General features: G+C 67.8%; 14 protein-coding genes and 2 pseudogenes. 6 read left to right on the plus strand and 10 right to left on the minus strand.

Annotated elements, in window-relative coordinates; genetic code table 11:
- Positions 1-26: 26 nt before the first annotated feature.
- From tssG to tssB, 7 genes are all read right to left on the minus strand, one after another.
- On the minus strand, positions 27-1,070 hold the full coding sequence (gene tssG / locus AB3X08_RS21695; RefSeq protein WP_369938608.1) for a type VI secretion system baseplate subunit TssG: 1,044 nt from the start codon (positions 1,068-1,070) through the stop codon (positions 27-29).
- Positions 1,034-2,929, minus strand: coding sequence for a type VI secretion system baseplate subunit TssF (tssF, locus tag AB3X08_RS21700; protein ID WP_369935099.1), 1,896 nt, complete (start codon positions 2,927-2,929; stop codon positions 1,034-1,036). Before tssF ends, tssG begins: the two co-directional genes overlap by 37 nt.
- Positions 2,929-3,432 carry a type VI secretion system baseplate subunit TssE gene (tssE, locus tag AB3X08_RS21705; protein ID WP_369935101.1) on the minus strand — a complete coding sequence of 168 codons (504 nt, stop codon included), beginning with the start codon at positions 3,430-3,432 and terminating at the stop codon, positions 2,929-2,931. Before tssE ends, tssF begins: the two co-directional genes overlap by 1 nt.
- Positions 3,433-3,445: 13 nt before the next feature.
- Positions 3,446-4,237, minus strand: coding sequence for a type VI secretion system accessory protein TagJ (locus AB3X08_RS21710; protein ID WP_369935103.1), 792 nt, complete (start codon positions 4,235-4,237; stop codon positions 3,446-3,448).
- Positions 4,238-4,318: 81 nt separating this feature from the next.
- Positions 4,319-4,822, minus strand: a complete 504-nt coding sequence (locus AB3X08_RS21715; RefSeq protein ID WP_184414202.1) for an Hcp family type VI secretion system effector — start codon at positions 4,820-4,822, stop codon at positions 4,319-4,321.
- A 92-nt stretch (positions 4,823-4,914) separates the two neighbouring features.
- Complete coding sequence (gene tssC / locus AB3X08_RS21720; protein WP_369935104.1) at positions 4,915-6,408, minus strand: type VI secretion system contractile sheath large subunit; 1,494 nt, start codon at positions 6,406-6,408, stop codon at positions 4,915-4,917.
- 3 nt (positions 6,409-6,411) lie between these two features.
- On the minus strand, positions 6,412-6,918 hold the full coding sequence (gene tssB / locus AB3X08_RS21725; protein ID WP_145704028.1) for a type VI secretion system contractile sheath small subunit: 507 nt from the start codon (positions 6,916-6,918) through the stop codon (positions 6,412-6,414).
- 419 nt (positions 6,919-7,337) lie between these two features.
- Here tssB and AB3X08_RS21730 point away from each other — a divergent pair.
- Positions 7,338-7,850, plus strand: a pseudogene (locus AB3X08_RS21730) (helix-turn-helix domain-containing protein); the annotation flags it as partial.
- A gap of 122 nt (positions 7,851-7,972) precedes the next feature.
- Here AB3X08_RS21730 and AB3X08_RS21735 read toward each other — a convergent pair.
- Complete coding sequence (locus AB3X08_RS21735; protein ID WP_369935105.1) at positions 7,973-8,419, minus strand: universal stress protein; 447 nt, start codon at positions 8,417-8,419, stop codon at positions 7,973-7,975.
- 79 nt (positions 8,420-8,498) lie between these two features.
- Positions 8,499-9,065 carry a maltose acetyltransferase domain-containing protein gene (locus AB3X08_RS21740; protein WP_369935107.1) on the minus strand — a complete coding sequence of 189 codons (567 nt, stop codon included), beginning with the start codon at positions 9,063-9,065 and terminating at the stop codon, positions 8,499-8,501.
- Between the two features lie 313 nt (positions 9,066-9,378).
- Here AB3X08_RS21740 and AB3X08_RS21745 point away from each other — a divergent pair, with 313 nt between their 5' ends.
- The 5 genes and pseudogenes from AB3X08_RS21745 (at position 9,379) to AB3X08_RS21765 (ending at position 15,532) form a co-directional block, all read left to right on the plus strand.
- Positions 9,379-9,915 carry a hypothetical protein gene (locus tag AB3X08_RS21745; protein ID WP_369935108.1) on the plus strand — a complete coding sequence of 179 codons (537 nt, stop codon included), beginning with the start codon at positions 9,379-9,381 and terminating at the stop codon, positions 9,913-9,915.
- An 18-nt stretch (positions 9,916-9,933) separates the two neighbouring features.
- A pseudogene (locus tag AB3X08_RS21750) lies at positions 9,934-11,804 on the plus strand (XVIPCD domain-containing protein).
- Positions 11,805-12,192: 388 nt separating this feature from the next.
- The gene (locus tag AB3X08_RS21755; protein WP_369935110.1) at positions 12,193-14,130 is read left to right on the plus strand and encodes a M61 family metallopeptidase; all 1,938 of its coding nucleotides are present in this window, start codon (positions 12,193-12,195) and stop codon (positions 14,128-14,130) included.
- Between the two features lie 424 nt (positions 14,131-14,554).
- Positions 14,555-15,037, plus strand: a complete 483-nt coding sequence (locus tag AB3X08_RS21760; RefSeq protein ID WP_369935111.1) for a hypothetical protein — start codon at positions 14,555-14,557, stop codon at positions 15,035-15,037.
- A 108-nt stretch (positions 15,038-15,145) separates the two neighbouring features.
- Positions 15,146-15,532, plus strand: a complete 387-nt coding sequence (locus AB3X08_RS21765) for a VOC family protein (protein ID WP_369935112.1) — start codon at positions 15,146-15,148, stop codon at positions 15,530-15,532.
- Positions 15,533-15,926: 394 nt separating this feature from the next.
- Here AB3X08_RS21765 and uvrD read toward each other — a convergent pair whose 3' ends face one another.
- Entirely contained in the window at positions 15,927-18,128 is a 2,202-nt protein-coding gene (gene uvrD / locus AB3X08_RS21770; protein ID WP_369935114.1) for a DNA helicase II, read from the minus strand.
- Positions 18,129-18,193: the final 65 nt, after the last annotated feature.

Here is an 18,193-nt window from a genome sequence, read left to right on the forward strand (position 1 = left end):
AAAGAAGAGAAAACGGAAAGCGGCGCTCAGCCGGACGGCCGCAGCACCACGTCGTCGGCGTCGGCGATGTCCCAGCTGCGCTGGCCGAGCCAGGTGTCCAGGCCCAGGCGCCCGCCGCGCGCCAGCGTGGTCGCCGGCACCTGGTCGGACTGCAGCAGCAGTTGCAGATCCCAGCCTTTTTCGTCGCCGACGTAGCTGCGTACCGCCGCGGCCAGCTGGCGCAAGGCCTCGCCGCCGGGCAGGAAGCGCTGGAAGGCGCTGCGCGAGAGTGGGCCCACGCGCAGCCGGAACCGCTGCTGCGCGCCGCGCGCATGCGCGCCGAGCACGGTGCTGTGGCCTAGCGAGGCGACCTCGGGCGAGGCGCCCAGCCGCAACCTCGCATCGTCGGGCAGGCGCATCCATTCGGCGACGAACTCGCACACCTGCACCGGCACCGCGAACAGCTGTTCGAGCAGGCCGCGCAGGCCTTCGGCGTTGCGCGCCACCGGCAGCAGGCGTCCGGCGAAATGGCGGCGCGCATCGTCGGGCAAGGCATCGCGCCCGCGCAGATGCGGCGAGGCGATGCCGGCCAGCGCATCCAGGTAGCCGCGAAAGCGGTCCTCATGCGGGCGGTCGGCCTGCACGGTCGGCTGCGCATCGGCCCAGGCGCGGTAGAACAGGCTCAGCATGCGGTGGTGGAACAGATCGGCGAACGCGGCCAGGGTCGGATCCTTGGCCTGTGCCTGGCGCTCGATGGCGTATTCGGTGAGGTGCAGCGGCAGCGGCGCGTTCGGCCCGAACAGGCCCAGGAACAGTCCGTACAGCTTGCCCGGCTGCGCACCGGTGGCGGCCACGTAGCGGTCGATCGAGCGTGGCGCGAACGCCAGCGACGGCGTATGCCGCAGCCGCACCGGATCGTCGGCCGGGCGTGTGGAGCGGCCCAGCCGCGGCTGGTGCGGATGCGCGCGTTCCAGCGCGCGCAGCGCGGCGAAGAACTCGAAGTCCTGCGGCCGCTCGCGCAGCGCCAGCTCCAAGGCGGCCAGATCGGCGGCGCTCACAGCAGCGCCCGTTTGCCGAGCTGCGCCGGCCAGCGCGCGATCTCGTTGCGCTCGCTGGTGCGCAACACGGTCTCGGTGAAGGAATTGACCGACACGTAGCGGGCGAAGAAGTGCTGCAGCACCGCGCCGAGCAGGAACGCGCCGCTGCCTTCGAAGGCGCTGTCCTCGCAGGTCAGGGTGATCTCCAGGCCGCGGCCGAACGTGATCGGGCCCGGCGCCGGGATGCGGCGCACGATCGGCTGCGCGCGCACCTGCTTGATGCCCTCGATCTGGCGCAGCGCCGCGGCGTCGAACGGATCGCAGTAGAGCGTGAGCATCTCGCGCAGCGCCGCGGCGCCATCCTGGCCGTCTTCGAACAGCGACAGGTAGTTCAACTGCAGGTGGCTGAGCAGGCGCCACGCGGTGGCGCCGTCGCTCAGCGCCGGGCGCGGCTTGGTCGGCCCGGCCACGCAGCGCACGCTGTGCACCGGCGCGCCGGCGTCCATGGTGAAATCGGTGGCGCCCTTGCCTACCGGCATGTGCAGCGGCAGGTCGCGGTTGCTGCACAGCAGCTGCAGGCCGAGCTGGCGCAAGGAGGTGGCGTAGGCGCCGTCGTCGGCATCGACCAGGCTGACGTAGACCTCGCTGCCGACATAGCTGGAGCGCGCGCCCTGGCGGCGCTGCCGCGCCGACAGCAGGCGCGGTTCGCGGCGCAGGGTGTAGAACGCGCCGTGGCGCGCATGCCAGGTCTGCGCGTCGCCGCCATAGAACGGCAGGAAGCGTTGCTCCGGTTCCTGGCGGTCGCCGAAGCCTTCGACCTCGCCCAGGCTGTGGATCTCGAAATCCATCGGCCGGGTGCGGTCGGCGAGCACGTGGTATTCGGTCTTGCCCGATGCCAGGTGCAGACGATCGGCGCGGCGCGGAAACAGATTGATCGCCGGCGTGCAGAACAGGCGGAAGTTGTCCGCGCTCACCGCCTGCGCCAGGCTGGGCACGCTGCGCTCCAGCAGCACCACGATCTCGAAACTGCTGCCGTGCAGCCGGCGCAGCGCCGCGCGCAGTCCGCCCAGTTCCGCGAACAGGAAGCGCTGCGGGCAGGCGAAGTATTCCTGCAGCAAGCGGTAGCCACTGAACGCGCGGCCGTCGTACGGTACCAGCGCCTCGTCGTCGGCGAAGCCGCGCGCACGCAGCTCGTTGCGGCCGCGCTGCAGCTCCAGCGTCGCGCCGGCCGCATCCTGGCCGCGCACCACGAAACCGGCGGCATGCCCGAGCAGTTGTTCGTACAGGCGCGTGGGCAGATCGTCGGCGCCGGCCAGGAACAGCGGCAGCGCGTCCAGCGCCAGCATGTTCGCCTGCACCCCGGCCAGCGTTTCGAAACGCAGACGCAGTGCGGCGCGCACCGGCTTGGCGGCGGCCTGCGCCGGCGGCAGGCCGATCCCGGCCGCGGCGATCGCCGCCGGCGTGTCCAGGTACTTGGCCTCGCGCAGCGCCAGCGGCCATAGCGTGAGCGCATGCGCGGTGCGGTATTCGCAGGCGGTGCGCTCGCCGCCTGCGATCAGGCTGCGCAGCGCGGTGTGGCGCGGCACGGTGTAGCCCGCGGCCAGCGCGCTTTCCTTCAGCTCCGGCTGCAACTGCACCACCGCCATCGACGGCATCGGCGTCAGGTAGTGCGGATACACCATCTGCAACAGGTGCTGGGTGAACACCGGATACTGCGCATCGAGCTTGAGCTGCACGCGCGCGGCCATGAACGCGAAGCCTTCCAGCAGCCGCTCCACGTACGGATCGGCGCATTCGAAGCCTTCCAAGCCCAGGCGCCCGGCGATCTTCGGAAACTCGCGGGCGAACTCGCCGCCCATCTCGCGCACGTGCTGCAGTTCGCGGTTGTAGTAGCCGAGCAGGCGCGGGTCCATCAGGCGTAGCCCTCGCTGACGTCCAGGCGGCCGGTCTCCAGGTCCAGCTCGGTCTTCAGGTACAGGTTCAGCGGCAGCGGCTGCGCCCACATCTCCGATTCGATGAAGAACACCAGCGAGCGCCGGTCCATGCGCCGCGCGTCGGCCTGCACGGTGACGCGCAAGGTGTCGGCGATCAGCCGCGGCTCGAACGCCAGGATCGCCTCGCGCAGACGCAGCTGCAGTGCCGCCGCGTCGATGCCGGACATGGCCACGCCGGCCAGGTCGGGGATGCCGAAGTTCAGCACCGAACGGCGCACGTCCGGATACGCATCCAACGGCTGGTCGGTGGCCAGGTTCACACAATTCAGCAGCCACGAAAGGTCGCGCATCACGCACTCGCGCAGGCGCGCGGCGGAGATCACCCGCTTGTCGCGGCTCTCCTCCTGGCGCAGCGGTTCGTCGTCGCTGAGCCGGTCCAGCAGCGAGGGCTGCAGGCGTTCCTGGGTGGTGAGTTCGGCCATTGCAGCGCTGCGCTCAGGCCGGATCGAACAGGATCTGGCGCACGTCGAGCAAGGCGTGCTCGCCGGCGTCGGTGGCCCACACGCGCTGGCCCAGGCCGACGTCGCCGTCGCTGCCGCTCCAGTCGGTGCGCCGCGAAAGCAGCAGTTGGCCGTCGTCGCTGCGCTCGGTGCCGGGGTAGCGCACCGGCACGAAACCGAACGCCTCGCCGCCGTTGCGCCAGGTCACCGCCACCGGCGCCCACAGCATGTCGCGCAGGTCGGTCGGCGCTTCGAAGCGCAAAGCCTGGATGTTTGCGAACGGCACCCAGGCGTAGCCGCCGTTGACCACCAGCTCCAGGCACGGGCCGAAGCGCGGATCGGCGTCGGCGATCCACGCGAAGCGCGTGTCGTCGAGTTCGCCGGCGCTGGCCGGCGCCTGCGCGAATGCCTGCGCGCGCAACTCCGCGGCCTGCGCGTTGGCGCCTTCGGCCGACAGCCGCAGCGCCTGCAACAGCAGCGCCAGCCACGGTTCGGGCGCGCCGAGCACAGTCGGCAGGGCCTGCCAGGCGAAGACTGCCGCGCGCTGGCGTTCGGCCTGCACGGTGATCGCATAGGTGGCAGCGAGCGCGGCGTTGTCCGCGTCGAGTTCGCGGCACGCGTCGAGCTGGGCGCGGGCGCGGTCCCACTGGCCGAGCACGGCCAGCAGCTGGAACAGGAACACGCGCTGGCGCGCATCGGCCGGATGCTGGCGCACGCGTTGGGTCAGCAGTTGCAGCGCTTCGTCCGGACGCCCGTGACGCAGCAGCAGTTCGGGAGTGGTGTCCATGGGCTGTCCGTACGAAGGGAATGGTGCGGCGCCGTCGCAGCGACGGCGCCGGGTGCGTGGCGGCCGCGGCCGCCGCCGCGATCAGGCCTTGGCCACGCCCTGGATGTCGTAGGTGAATTCCTTCGCCCCGCCCTGCGCCGTGCCCTTGTCGTCCTGCGGCTGGAAGCTGTACTTGAACTTGCCGAAGTGCAGGGTCACGTTCTCGGTGAGACGATCCTCGCCGCCCGAACCGCCGGTGGACAGCGAGGTGACCAGCACGCCTTCGCTCAACTCCAGGGTCAGGAAGTCGGTCTGTTCGCCGGTGGCGTTGGTCACGTACAGCCACGCATTCTCCACGCGCGCGCCGGTGCACACCGCATCCAGCAACGCGTTGGAGCAGCCGTCGACATACTTGGTGATGGAGATGTCCTGGATGTGCGCCTTGCCGCCGCTGGCCGAACCGCCACCGGTGTGCAGGTCGCCGGAATTGCTCGCGCCCCACGACCAGGCCAGGATCGGCACCTCGCCCTTGTGCTTCTTGTGGTTGGACGCGCCTTCGATCTTGACCTTGCCGCTGCCGAACTTGATATGCATGTCGAACGCCATGGAACTGCTCCTCTAGTGGAAAACGGACAACGATGGGGCGGCGTGCGGCGCGCATCGCCTGCGCGCCGACGCCGTGGCACGAGGGCGCCGGGTCAGGCCTTGGCGGCCGACGGCAGCCGCGACACCAGTCGCAGCGACACGGTCAGCCCTTCCAGCTGGTAATGCGGTTTCAGGAAGAACTTGGAGGTGTAGTAGCCGGGCGCGCCCTCCACTTCCTCCACCACCACCTCGGCCGCGGCCAGCGGCTTGCGCGCCTTGGTGTCTTCGCTGGAGTTGGACGGATCGCCGTCGATGTACTGGGTGATCCAGCGGGTCAGCCACACCTGCATCTGCTCGCGATCGCTGAACGAGCCGATCTTGTCGCGCACGATGCACTTCAGGTAATGCGCGAAGCGGCAGCAGGCGAACATGTACGGCAGGCGCGCGCCCAATGCGGCATTGGCGGTGGCGTCCGGATCGTCGTACTCGTCGGGCTTGTTCAAGGACTGCGCGCTGATGAACGCGGCCATGTCCGAGTTCTTGCGGTGCACCAGCGGCATCAGTCCCATCTTGTCCAGCTCGGCCGAGCGGCGGTCGGTGATCGCCACCTCGGTCGGGCACTTCATGTCCACGCCGCCGTCGTCGGTGGGGAAGGTATGCGTGGGCAGGCCTTCGACCGCGCCGCCGGACTCGATGCCGCGGATCCGCGAACACCAGCCGTACTGCTTGAACGAACGGTTGATGTTCACCGCCATCGCATAGGCCGCGTTCTGCCAGGTGTACTTGGCCGAATCGGCGCCGGTGGTCTCTTCCTCGAAATCGAACTCTTCCACCGGATTGGTGTTGGCCCCATACGGCAGCCGCGACAGCGTGCGCGGCATCGCCAGGCCGATGTACTTGGAATCCTCCGACTCGCGCAGCGAACGCCATGCGGCGTAGTCCGGCGTGGAGAAGATCTTGGCCAGGTCGCGCGGATTGGACAGCTCGTTCCAGTTGTCCATGCCCATCAGCTTGGGCGCGGCCGCGGAGATGAACGGCGCATGCGCGGCGGCGGCGACCTGCGCGATGCCGTTGAGCAGCTCCACGTCCGGCGGGCTGTTGTCGAAGTAGTAGTCGCCGACCAGGCAGCCGTACGGCTCGCCGCCGAGCTGGCCGTATTCCTGCTCGTAGACCTTCTTGAAGATCGGGCTCTGGTCCCAGGCGGTGCCCTTGTAGCGCTTGAGCACCTTGCCCAACTCCTTCTTGGAGATGTTGAGCACGCGGATCTTCAGCTGCTGGTCGCTCTCGGTGTTGTTGACCAGGTAGTGCAGGCCGCGCCAGGCGCCTTCCAGCTGCTGCATGTCGGCGTGATGCAGGATGTGGTTGAGCTGCTCGCTGAGCTTGCGGTCGATCTCGGCGATGTAGGCCTTGATCGTCTGCGACACGTCCTCGCTGACCACATCGCTGCGGCTGAGCACCTGCTCGGCCAGCGTGCGCACCGCCGACTCCACTTCCTCCTTGGCGCGCTCGCTCTTGGGCTTGAATTCGCGGTTCAGCAGCGCGGCGAAATCGCCCGCTTCCAGAACCTGTGTGGCGCTGCCGGCTTCGGCCAGTTGTTCGCTCGCCATGGCTCAGCCCTCCTTCGGATCGGCAGGCTTGGCCGCCGACACCAGCGACTGCAGCAGGGCCGGATCGCGCAGCGCCTGCGCGATCAGGTTCTCGGCGCCGGCCTTGCCGTCCATGTAGGTGTCCAGATTGGCCAGCTGGGTGCGTGCCTCCAGCAACTTGGCCAGCGGCTCGACCTTGCGCGCGACCGCCGCCGGCGAGAAGTCGTCCATGCTCTCGAAGGTGATGTCCACCGCCAGTTCGCCTTCGCCGGTGAGCGTGTTGGGCACCTTGAAGGTGGCGCGCGGGCGCATCGACTGCAGGCGGCTGTCGAAGTTGTCCACGTCGATCTCCAGCGCCTTGCGTTCCTCCAGCGACGGCAGCTCGCCGGCATTGGCGCCGGACAGGTCCGACATCACTCCCATCACGAACGGGATCTGCACTTTTTTCTGCGCGCCGTAGACCTCCACGTCGTACTCGATCTGTACCCGTGGCGCCCGATTGCGCGCGATGAACTTCTGACTGTTTGCCATTGCCTCGTCTCCGATTGAGCTTTTCGACCCGGCCTGCCGGCGATGCCGGGCAGGACGGCCGCGCCTCTGCCGCCGGTGGATCCCCGGGACGCCGACGCGAAACGCCGGCGGCGCTCCCCCATCGCGCGCTCGCCGCCGTTTCGCCTCCACGTTCCCCTTGCGCCGTCGGCACGCGGGCAGATCGCCGCACACCGGGCATCGCGTGCCGTGCGTCGCGCCGATCCCCCGGCGCATCCCCTGCACGGCGCTTTTCAGCGATGCGGCGAGTCTAGGAATGGCCCTGCGGGACCACCCGACATTTCGTCTCAGTCAGGGCCATGTCTACGCCCGTGCACAAAACGTGAAATCGATGATGGGTTTGTCGCGCTTCTGCCGGTTGTACCGATGACAGGCCCAGGGGTGGGCCGCGACCGCCGCAGATGACCACGTCCCGCACCATCACCGTACCGGCGCGCATGCAGGTGCGCGCGCACCTCGCCGACGCCGGCGAGCCGCTGCTGATCGACCTGCTGGCCTACATCGAAGAGAACATCGGCGAACCGGACCTGGGCGGGGACATGTTGCTGGCGGCGTTTCCGCTGTCGCGCGCCAGCTTGTACCGGCTGTTCCAGGCGCGCGGCGGCGTAGCCAGCTACATCCGCGAGCAGCGCCTGCGCACCGCGCACCGCTACCTGCAGCTGCACCCGCAATGCAGCCTGACCTGGTTGTTGTACGAAATGGGCTTCGCCTCGGAACGGCAGTTCCAGCGCGCGTTCCAGGCCCGCTTCGGCATGTCGCCGGCGCAATGGCGCAAGGCGTGCCGCGCGGCGCCGTGCCAACCCAAGGAAGAGCGTCGCGGCCCCTACATCCCGATGTGGCGGATCATCCGCGAACTGTGCCGCACCTCGATGGTGGACGATGCGCCGGTGTACGCGCCGGCCGAGCCGGCGACGGCGCAGTAGCGCGCCGCGCTTCCCCTGTAGGAGCGGCTTCAGCCGCGACAGAATCTTTCCCCAGCGCGAGCCTGTCGCGGCTGAAGCCGCTCCTACAGGGCGCGTCGCCCTGGAACCGTGCCTCAGCGAATCACCAGCACCGGCACCTGGCTGCGCGCCAGCACCTCGGCGGTCTGGCTGCCGAGCAATACCCGGCTCATGCCGCGGCGGCCGTGCGAGGTCATCACGATCAGATCGCAGCGGTGCGCGGTGGCGATGTCGATGATGCCCTCGGCCGCATAGCGATCGAGTACATGGCAGCCGTGCGCGATCACGCCGGTGGCCTCGGCGGCGGCCAGCGCCGGCGCCAGGATCTTCTGCGCGCCTTCTTCCCGATCCTGCCGGTATTCGGGCGTGGCCTCGTAGCCCACGCTCCAACCCATCGCGTCGTACATGCCCATCGCCCAGGGCTCGGACACGGTGACCACATCCACTTCCGCACCAAGCCTGGCAGCCAGCGCCAGGCCCTGCTGCAGCCCCTTGGCGGACAACTCGGAACCATCGATCGCGATCAGAATGCGCTGGTACATCTGCGTGCTCCGGTAGCGCCGCTCGCAGCGGCATGGGCAGCATTGGACACCCGGCGCGGACGCCGCGCCTTGACCCGGATCAATTTCCGGGCGATCGCGGCGCCAGCGCGCGTGCCGGATTGCCGGCCACGCGCGCGCCGGCAGGCACGTCGCGGGTGACCACGCTGCCTGCGCCGATCACCGCATCGTCGCCGATCGTCACCCCGGGCAGCACGATCGCCCCGCCACCGATCCACACATTGCGGCCGATCGTCAGCGGCCGGCCGAATTCCAGCCCGGCCGCACGCTGCGCCGCATCGCGCGGATGGTCGGCCGCATACAGCTGCACCGCCGGCCCGATCTGCGTGCCGTCGCCGATGCTGATCTTGCAGACGTCCAGGATCACGCAATTGAAGTTGAGGAACACGTCCTCGCCGAGGAAGACGTTGTAGCCGTAGTCGCAATGGAACGGCGGCCGCACCACCGCCCCGCGTCCGACCGCGCCCAACTGCTCGGCCAGCAACGCGCGCCGCGTCGCCGGGGGTTCGGCCAACGCCGCGTTGTAGCGCACCATCCACGCCTTGGCCGCGGCCTGGTCGGCCTGCAACTGCGCATCGCCGGGGCGATACGGCTCGCCGGCCAGCATCTTGTCTTTCTCGCTACGCATCCTGCCCTCCCAGGCATTGGAGAGGGCACATCATCGCATCGGCGGAGGTGATCCGGTGCTCGATGGAGGGCGCGCCATGCAGCGCCCGGCGCAGCGGGTCGCATCGGCGGTCAATCAAGCCCAGCCCACTGCGGAAATTTAACGCTGCCGGTACACGAAGGTGACACACTTTTCCGTGTCAGCAGCAAGGAACGCGCCAATGCGGCTACCACGAACGTCTTCGCTCCTGAGCGCCTTCCTCTGCGCAACGGCGGTCTGCGCCTGCGCGCAAACTCCAAAGAAGTCAGTGATGCCCGCGAATGGAGTAGCCCCCATGTCCACATCCGAAGCGCCGCAAACCAACAATCCCGCGCTCAGTGCCGAGGAAATCGGCATGCGGTTCTTGACGCTGCTGAAGGGATTGAAATCGCGGGACGATTTGAGCCTTGAGCGCGTCCAGGAGATCGTCGGCCTCACCCTGAAGCACGTTTCCTATCCCAAGGAAAGCCTTGAGTCCTATTTCTATGTCCAGCCACTAGGGAGCGGCTGGAGTTATTCCCTTGACTTCGTCCCCGAGTCGGCGTCGCTCAAAAAGGGCGTCAGCCTGTCTTTCGAACATGAAAAAGATGAGTTTTCAGAGATGAGTGCGGTTTGCGCGCTCGACTTCGATCACTACGACAAGGCGTTGCAGGAAATGGGATTCGTCGTCTCTCCGGTCTACGGCGAGATCGGGCAGCTGCAAAGCTGGCGTTACACGAAATTCGCGGAGGACGGAACCGGGGGCGACATCGATCTGTCGATCATCCCCCAGAATCTGGTCGCAGGCTCGCCGGGACGGATGTGCGTGAAATCGATCGGTACCTTGAACTAGCCGAGACAGGAGCAGCCAGTGGCAAACTCCAGCCCACAACTCGAAGCCGCGATCGCACAGTTCGCCAGCCAACAAGGCGTCAGCGCTGACCAGGTCGCACAGCTGCGCTCGGCAATCACCGCCGATGCCACCTTGTTGCGGCAATTCGATCAACAGGCGCAGGCAGGCCACTTGCGTGGCTTCGCCCTTCAAGGCGCGAACGGTACGGTACCGAACCTGGCGGGTAGCTACGACATCCAGAGTGGCGTAGTGACGCTGCCGGCTGCAAGCTTCCAACCCTCTGCAACGGCAGCGAGCAGCGACTTGAAGGCGACGCTGCAAGTCCAACAGATGTTGGTCGAATTCGGTCACAGCACGTACCAGGGCGCCGCACGAAACAATCATCCTGTTACCCAGGACATGCTCGACAATTTGCAGTCCACCATCAACGGCTCACCCGTCTTGGCCGATGAAATAAAGAAGGCGACGGCGATTGCACCGGGGGAGCAACGCGCCCCGATCGAGAGCTTTGGATTTGTCGGACCTGGCACCACTGCGGGCGGCACTTATGATGGCGACAACAGGTCGATGAATCTGCCGCCGCTGGGATTGCAAACGCGGTCTGCCAGCAATCCTCAAGGCAGATTCAACGACACGGACATGACCTTCGTGCTGGGGCATGAAATTCAGCACAGCTTCAATCATCCGGCAAAGACCCAGGCGACGGCCGACTTCTTGCGCGACATCGCTGCGCAAGCCCGGGTTAGAGCACCGATTCACGACTATACGGACGAGTTGCGCGCCTACATCCAGGCTGGAAGAGAGGATGAAGCCAAGGCCGAGATTGCCGGGTGGAACGCGTTGTTGAGCAAGGAAAAGCAAAGCAACCCGAATTCCGGCCTTGCCGCGATGTATCAGACCCGCAACGATCGCGTTCTGGACTTTGTCGAAAGAGACACCGCGACACGCGCGATAAATCCAAGGCCTGGCCTTTCGTTCAACCAGGACGGCACCCTCTCGCAGACGCCGGGCAATATCGCCGCGATGGGCCACCATTACTTCGATCGTCCCTCGCCGAACTATCCACAACCCGGCCAGCGCCCCGTCAGCATCGGCGAACACAAGGACCATGCCGGCAACCTCCAGCCCACAGCCGACTACCCCAACTACTACGGCACGTGGGCGGTGGAAAAGATCGTGCAGGCGGAGGACCAGGCCAATGTGACGTTCCAGGGCGCCAGGCCCAGGGTCACCATCGACATGGCCGGGCTTCGATTGAGAGAAGACCTGATCGAGAACGAGGGACTGGACCTGGGCCGCAACAAGACGCCCCGGCCCTACTACGACAGCAGCCAGACGCCGCCGGCGCTGCATCATTTCGATCACACCCAGGATGGCAGCGTCAGCCCTGCACAGGACCATACCTACGTGCCGGCGACCGCCGCCGCGCCTGCTGCCGCTGCGTTCGGCCCGGACGATCCAGCCCATCCGACCATGCCATGCTGGAGCAGATCCGCGGTGGCGTGCGCAAGATCGACGAAGGGATCGGCAAGCCCTACGACGCCATGAGCGAATGCGTCAGCCGCAGCCTGCTGGCCGCGTGCAAGGACAACCGTGAGGCTTACCCCAACGCGGGCAACCAGTCGCTTGCGGAGAACGCACTGGGCCGCGTCGATCATGTGTTGATGGGCAAGACCGGCAATATCTTCGCCGTGGAAGGCGCACTGGATGATCCCGCGCACAAGCGCGCGCATGTGTCGATCGAACAGGCCATCCAGACGCCGGTCGAACAATCGGACGCGAAACTGCAGCTGGCCAATCACGCCATCGCCCAAGAGCGGCAACTGGCGCAGCAGCAGGAGCTGTCGCGCAGCGTCAACGATCCCGGCCAGGGCGGACCCACCCGGTAGACCTTTGCCGAGTTCAATGCCTCGTCGCATTGGCGGGCTTCCTGTCCAGGCAGCGTAGCGATGCGATATGGCACGCGACAGCCATTGCACCGCGACCACGCGTTCGGCGACGCAAGCCGCCAGCGCGTAACGCCACGGCCACCGCATGGCACGGTCGTGCCGGCCCCGTGCCACTAAGCGATGGCCTGCGCGCGGCACAACCGTAATTTCAATGTGTTGTCCGCAAGCCCGCAGCCGAATGCCGGCGCGATCGACTGACCAGGGCGGAAGCCACTGCTGTTGAAAGAGTTCGCCCCTCGCCAACCTGTCGGCAGCCGCACCGGCGATGCCCCGCAGGTGCTACCGTCCCGCGCTCGCCTTCCCACTTCCACGCCACCGGAGCGTCCGCATGCCCCTCCCAGCCATTTTTCTTCCCCGCCGCGCGCCCCTGGCGCTGGCCCTGGGTGCTTCCCTGGCATTCGCGGGGACGGCCGGCGCGCAGATCGTGCGCACGCCCGACGTGCCGGCGCCGCAGGACACGCCCTACCCGGGCCGCATCGCGCTGCAGGTGGACGCCGGCGACGTGCGCCAGGGCATCTACCGGGTGCGCGAGACGATTCCGGTCGCGGCCGGACGGCTGACGTTGCAGTACCCGCAGTGGATCCCCGGCGACCATTCGCCGAGCGGGCCGGTGGCGATGCTGGCCGGGCTGACGCTCACCGCCAACGGCGCGCCGCTGGCGTGGCGCCGCGACACCTTCGATGTCTACAGCTTCCATGTGGACGTGCCGCAGGGCGTGTCCGCGATCGAGGCCAGCTTCCAGTACCTGTCGCCGCGCGACGACGGCTTCGAGATGACCGACCGGATGCTGCAGCTGGAATGGAACAAGCTGGCCCTGTATCCCGCCGGCCACTACACCCATGGCATCAGCGTGGTGCCCAGCGTGACCCTGCCGGCAGGCTGGCAGTTCGGCACGGCGCTGGAGACCGCCACCCAGTCCGGCGCCACCACCACCTTCAAGCCGGTGGACTTCGAGACGCTGGTCGATTCGCCGATCTACGCCGGACGCTACTTCAAGCGCGTGGATCTCACCCCGCCGGGCGGCGCGCCGGTGCATCTGGACGTCGTCGCCGATACGCCGGCGTCGCTGGAAATCACGCCCTCGCAGCTGCAGGCGCACCGCAACCTGGCCGTGCAGGCGCTCAAGCTGTTCGGCGCGCACCACTACGACCACTACGATTTCCTGTTCTCGCTGTCCGACGTGCTGGGCGGCAACGGCCTGGAACACCACCAGTCCAGCGAGAACGGGCTGGAGGCGGACTACTTCAGCGCCTGGGCCGACAACGCGCCCGACCGCGATCTGCTGGCGCACGAGTACACGCACTCGTGGAACGGCAAATTCCGGCGCCCGGCCGATCTGTGGACGCCCAGCTTCAACGTGCCGATGGGCGATTCGCTGCTGTGGGTCTACGAGGGACAGACGCAGTATTGGGGCTACGTGCTCACGGCGCGCGCCGGGATGTGGACGCCGGAACAGTTCCGCGATGCGCTGGCGATGACCGCGGCCAACTACGACCGCAACCGCGAAGGCTTCCAGTGGCGTTCGCTGGAGGACACCACCAACGATCCCACCGCCGCGCACCGCGCGCCGCTGCCGTACCGCAGCTGGCAGATGAGCGAAGACTATTACAGCGGCGGGCAGATGCTGTGGCTGGCGGTGGACGCCAAGCTGCGCGCGCTCAGCCATGGCCGCAAGTCGCTGGACGATTTCGCCAAGGCCTTCTTCGGCGTGGACGACGGCAGCCACACGGTCAGGACCTATACCTTCGACGACGTGGTGGCCGCTCTGAATGGCGTGGCCGCGTTCGACTGGGCCGGCTTTCTCGCGCCCCGCGTGAATGCGGTGAACCCGCCGCTGCTGGAAGGGCTGCAGGCCAGCGGCTGGAAGCTGGCCTATACCGACCAACCGAGCGCGTTCGAGAAGCAGTACGACAGCCGCCACCAGTCGGCGCGCCACCGCTATAACTTCGCCTGGTCGATCGGCCTGGTGATGAACGACGACGCCAGCATCAACGACGTGGTGTGGGACGGCCCCGCGTTCAAGGCCGGCGTCAGCACCGGTGCCACGCTGCTGGCGGTCAACGGCCAGGACTACACGCGCGAGGTGCTCAAGCAGGCCATCGCCGAGGCCAAGGGCGGCACCGCGCCGATCGTGCTGACCCTGAAGTTCCAGGGCGGCGTGCGCAGCGTGGAGGTGAACTACCACGACGGCCTGCAGTACCCGCACCTGGTGCGGGTGGACGGCACGCCGGACACCCTGAGCCAGGTCATCGCCGCGCGGCGATAACCAGAACGGCTGCCGGAGCCTATCCGGCAGCCGCAGTGCCGACGCTGCCGGACCGGATCGACCCAATCGCCACGCGGCGTCGCCGCAGCGCCGCCATGCATGTCGCAGACGGCCAGCGTCCACTGCGCCAGCGCCACTCGCGGCATGCCGATCCGCGGCCACGACCGAACGCGCCCGCATTCCGCGACAGATGCTCGCCATCGCCAGCCGCTGAAGGATCGTAGCGTCGTGCAGGATCGGTACTGCCGACGGCGCCATGGCGCCCGGGCCGCCGTTGCCGCCCCGTTCAAAAGTGTGGAAAACCCCGCACCAATTGTGTGATGATCGACACTCTTTTCACCCGCACGCCTGAGCAAGCCGGACGATGGCGCGTCCGCCTCAACGCGGCGCTCCTTTATTGCAACGGACGCCAGAAGGAAGTTCCATGTTCGATCGGTTCGTGAAGACGACAGCGCCGGCCGCCGCGTTCGGCGCACGCACGCGGCGCGATCGCACCGTCGCCCTTTCCCCGACGAGGAGCGTGCGACGCATGGCCGTGCTGGCACTGGCGGCACTGGCGTTGAGCGGCTGCCAGCCGCGCCGGACCGGGATGTTCTCGACCCTGGAACTGGACAAGGACGGCCTGCTGTACGGCTATGAGATCTTCATCGTCAAGGCCGATCGCGATACGGGCGCGGGCCAGGACTACTACGCGATCGTGCAGTGCGCCGACGGCAAGGCCGGGCCGCCGGCGATCGGCCAGGTGACGATGACCGCCGACCAGGTGCACATCGCGCTGCCGTCGCACGCGACGCCGGGCTGCCCCTCGTCCACCTTCGTCGGTACCGTGGGGTTCAAGGAACTGGCCGGCCATTTCGCCGGCGGCGAGCCACTGGCGCTGGCGCGCAAGTACAGCTTCTGGGAGTGAACGCTCTTCCTCCGGCGCGTCTCGCGCTGGATGCCGTGCCGTGGCGCGGCTTGACGCTGCAACCTGTCCGCGGAACCATCCCCCGACCCCCTGCCCCCGGAGCGTCCGATGAAGCGAGTCACTGGCATTGGCGGCATCTTCTTCAAGGCCCACGACGCGGCGGCGTTGCAGGCCTGGTACAAGCGCCACCTGGGCATCGACGTGCAGGACTGGGGCGGCACCGCCTTCCCCTGGACCGACGCTGCCGGCACGCCGGTCGCCGGCAGCACCATCTGGTCGATCGGCGCGGCGCAAGGCGATCAGTTCGCGCCCAGCACGGCGCCTTTCATGATCAATTACCGGGTGGACGATCTGCTCGCGCTGGTCGAGGTCTTGCGCGAAGAAGGCTGCAACGTGCTCGATCGCGTGGACGATTCCGAGTACGGGAAATTCGCCTGGGTCATCGATCCGGAAGGCAACAAGGTGGAGCTGTGGCAACCGCCTGCGGGGCAGTGAGTGCGCATCCGTGGTGAGCCGGAGGACGCGGGGCAGCCGACGCCAATGCCGTTGATGCTGTCGCGCCGACGAGTACTTGTGATGACTTTGCCGGCACGCTGCAGGTTGGGCTTCAAGCCTGATCGGTCCGGCCTATGAGGCTGGATGGCTCCGTTCGTCGCGACTGAAGTCGCTCCCACAAGGATCTCGTGGCGAACCGGCTGGAAGCGCTGTGGGAGGGACTTCAGTCCCGACTGCTCCGACGCCGGATGGTGCATCGCTTCGTTCGTCGCGGCTGAAGCTGCTCCTACAGGGGCTTGCGACGAGCGCACCGGGGCGCTGTAGGAGCAAGGTCCGTCCCGACTGCTTCCTGAGCCGAACGGCTACGCGGTGTCGGTCGCGCGATGCAGCCCCGTCAGAGCACCGTCAGGTTCGCGTACGCCATCACCAGCCACTTCGCGCCGACCTCGTCGAACTGCACCTGCACCCGCGCGTGCGCGCCGTTGCCTTCGTAGTCGATGACCACGCCGCCGCCGAACTTGGGGTGCTGCACATTGGCGCCGAGCTTGATCGCCGGCGCCTCGATGGCGCTGTGGCCGAGGTTGCGCGGCGCGCCCAGCGAGGCGCTGCGCGATACCTGCACCTTCGGCCGCACTTCGTGCAGCAGCTCGCGCGGGATCTCGCGCAGGAAGCGCGAGGGCACGTTGTAGTTGTCCTGGCCGTGGATGCGCCGCGACTCGGCGTAGCTGAGCACCAGCTTGTGGCGCGCGCGGGTGATGCCGACGTAGGCCAGGCGCCGCTCTTCCTCCAGCCGCCCGCTCTCCTCCAGCGACCGCGCGCTGGGGAACAGCCCATCCTCCATGCCGGCCAGGAACACCAGCGGGAACTCCAGGCCCTTGGCCGAATGCAGCGTCATCAGCTGCACGCCTTCTTCGCCGGCCTGGGCCTGGCCTTCGCCGGCCTCCAGCGAGGCGTAGGCCAGAAACGCGACCAGTTCGGTCATCGCCTGGCGGCCCTCGTCGGCGTCCTCGTCGCCGTCGGCGCGCACGAAGCGCGAGGCCACCGAGACCAGTTCGTCGAGGTTGTCGGTGCGCGACTCCGAATCCAGCCCGCCGCGGCTTTCCTTGCTCCAGTGCTCGCGCAGCGCCGAGCGCGCCAGCACCTGGTCGATCTGTTCGGGCAGCGGCAGGCCTGCCACTTCGGCGGAAAGCTGCTCGATCAGGCCCAGGAACTGCGCCAAGGCATTGCGCGCCCGCGCGGCCAGATCGCCGCCCTGCTGCGCGGCTTGGTGCGCCGCGGCCCACAGCGACAGCGACTGCGCGCGCGCCAGGCGCCGCACTTCGTCCAGCGTGCGGTCGCCGATGCCGCGCGTGGGCGTGTTCACCGCGCGCTCGAACGCCGCGTCGTCGGCGCGGTTGGCGACCAGGCGCAGGTAGGCCAGGGTGTCCTTGATTTCGGCGCGCTCGAAGAAGCGCATGCCGCCGTAGACGCGGTACGGCACCTGCTCGGCGATCAGCGATTCTTCGAACGCGCGCGACTGCGCGTTGCTGCGGTAGAGCACCGCCGCCTCGCTGTAGCTGCCGCCGTCGCGCACCCACTGGCGCACGCGCTCGACCACGTAGCGCGCCTCGTCGATCTCGTTGTAGGCCGCGTACAGGTCGATCGGGTCGCCATCGCCCGAATCGGTCCACAGCTGCTTGCCGATGCGGTCCGGGTTGTGCGCGATCACCGCGTTGGCGGCGTTGAGGATGTTGGCGCTGGAGCGGTAGTTCTGCTCCAGGCGGATGGTCTGCGCGTTCGGGAAATCCTTCAGGAAGCGCTGCACGTTCTCGACCTTGGCGCCGCGCCAGCCATAGATCGCCTGGTCGTCGTCGCCGACCACGAACACGCGCCCGGTGTCGCCGGCGAGCACGCGCACGAACGCGTACTGGATCGCATTGGTGTCCTGGAACTCGTCGACCAGAATTTCGCTGAAGCGGCCGCGGTAGTGCGCCAGCAAGGCCGGGTTGTCGCGCAGCAGTTCGTGCGCGCGCAGCAGCAACTCGGCGAAATCGACCAGGCCCGCGCGGTCGCAACGCTCCTGGTACAGCGCGTAGGCGCTGCGCAAGGTGGTGGTCCACTCGTCGCGCGGCTCGGGCTGGATGTGCTGCGCGCGCCGGCCCTCGTCCTTCTGCTGGTTGATCCACCACACGATCTGCTTGGGCGGGAACTTGCCCTCGTCCAGCTCCAGCTGCTGCACGACGCGCTTGACCAGGCGCAGCTGGTCGTCCGAATCGAGCACCTGGAAGCTTTCCGGCAGCTTGGCGTCCTGCCAGTGCAGGCGCAGCAGGCGGTGCGCCAGGCCATGGAAGGTGCCGATCCACATGCCGCGGCTGCCGTTGCGCAGTTGCAGGTCGGTGCGGTGGCGCATCTCGCCGGCCGCCTTGTTGGTGAAGGTGACCGCAAAGATGCCGTGCACCGGCACGCCGTGGACTTCGTTGAGCCAGGCGATACGGTGGGTGAGCACGCGCGTCTTGCCGGACCCGGCGCCGGCCAGGACCAGATAGTGGCCGGACGGGGCGGAGACGGCCTCGCGCTGGGCGGGGTTCAGATCATCGAGCAAATGGGAGACATCCACCCGGGCATTTTACCGGTTACGGCGGCGCACCGGCTGCGACCGGGCAACCCGATCGCGGAAAAGGC

The sequence above is a fragment of the Xanthomonas sp. DAR 34887 genome, from assembly GCF_041245805.1.
In the GTDB taxonomy this organism is placed as follows: Bacteria; Pseudomonadota; Gammaproteobacteria; order Xanthomonadales; family Xanthomonadaceae; genus Xanthomonas_A; species Xanthomonas_A tesorieronis.

Excerpts from the sequence above, each read along its gene's own strand:
- AB3X08_RS21715 (WP_184414202.1), bottom strand. The coding sequence starts at position 4,822 with ATGGCGTTCGACATGCATATCAAGTTCGGCAGCGGCAAGGTCAAGATC.
- tssE (WP_369935101.1), bottom strand. The coding sequence starts at position 3,432 with ATGGCCGAACTCACCACCCAGGAACGCCTGCAGCCCTCGCTGCTGGAC.
- AB3X08_RS21760 (WP_369935111.1), top strand. The coding sequence starts at position 14,555 with ATGTTCGATCGGTTCGTGAAGACGACAGCGCCGGCCGCCGCGTTCGGC.
- AB3X08_RS21710 (WP_369935103.1), bottom strand. The coding sequence starts at position 4,237 with ATGGACACCACTCCCGAACTGCTGCTGCGTCACGGGCGTCCGGACGAA.
- AB3X08_RS21735 (WP_369935105.1), bottom strand. The coding sequence starts at position 8,419 with ATGTACCAGCGCATTCTGATCGCGATCGATGGTTCCGAGTTGTCCGCC.
- AB3X08_RS21745 (WP_369935108.1), top strand. The coding sequence starts at position 9,379 with ATGTCCACATCCGAAGCGCCGCAAACCAACAATCCCGCGCTCAGTGCC.
- AB3X08_RS21740 (WP_369935107.1), bottom strand. The coding sequence starts at position 9,065 with ATGCGTAGCGAGAAAGACAAGATGCTGGCCGGCGAGCCGTATCGCCCC.
- tssF (WP_369935099.1), bottom strand. The coding sequence starts at position 2,929 with ATGGACCCGCGCCTGCTCGGCTACTACAACCGCGAACTGCAGCACGTG.
- tssC (WP_369935104.1), bottom strand. The coding sequence starts at position 6,408 with ATGGCGAGCGAACAACTGGCCGAAGCCGGCAGCGCCACACAGGTTCTG.
- AB3X08_RS21755 (WP_369935110.1), top strand. The coding sequence starts at position 12,193 with ATGCCCCTCCCAGCCATTTTTCTTCCCCGCCGCGCGCCCCTGGCGCTG.
- tssB (WP_145704028.1), bottom strand. The coding sequence starts at position 6,918 with ATGGCAAACAGTCAGAAGTTCATCGCGCGCAATCGGGCGCCACGGGTA.
- AB3X08_RS21765 (WP_369935112.1), top strand. The coding sequence starts at position 15,146 with ATGAAGCGAGTCACTGGCATTGGCGGCATCTTCTTCAAGGCCCACGAC.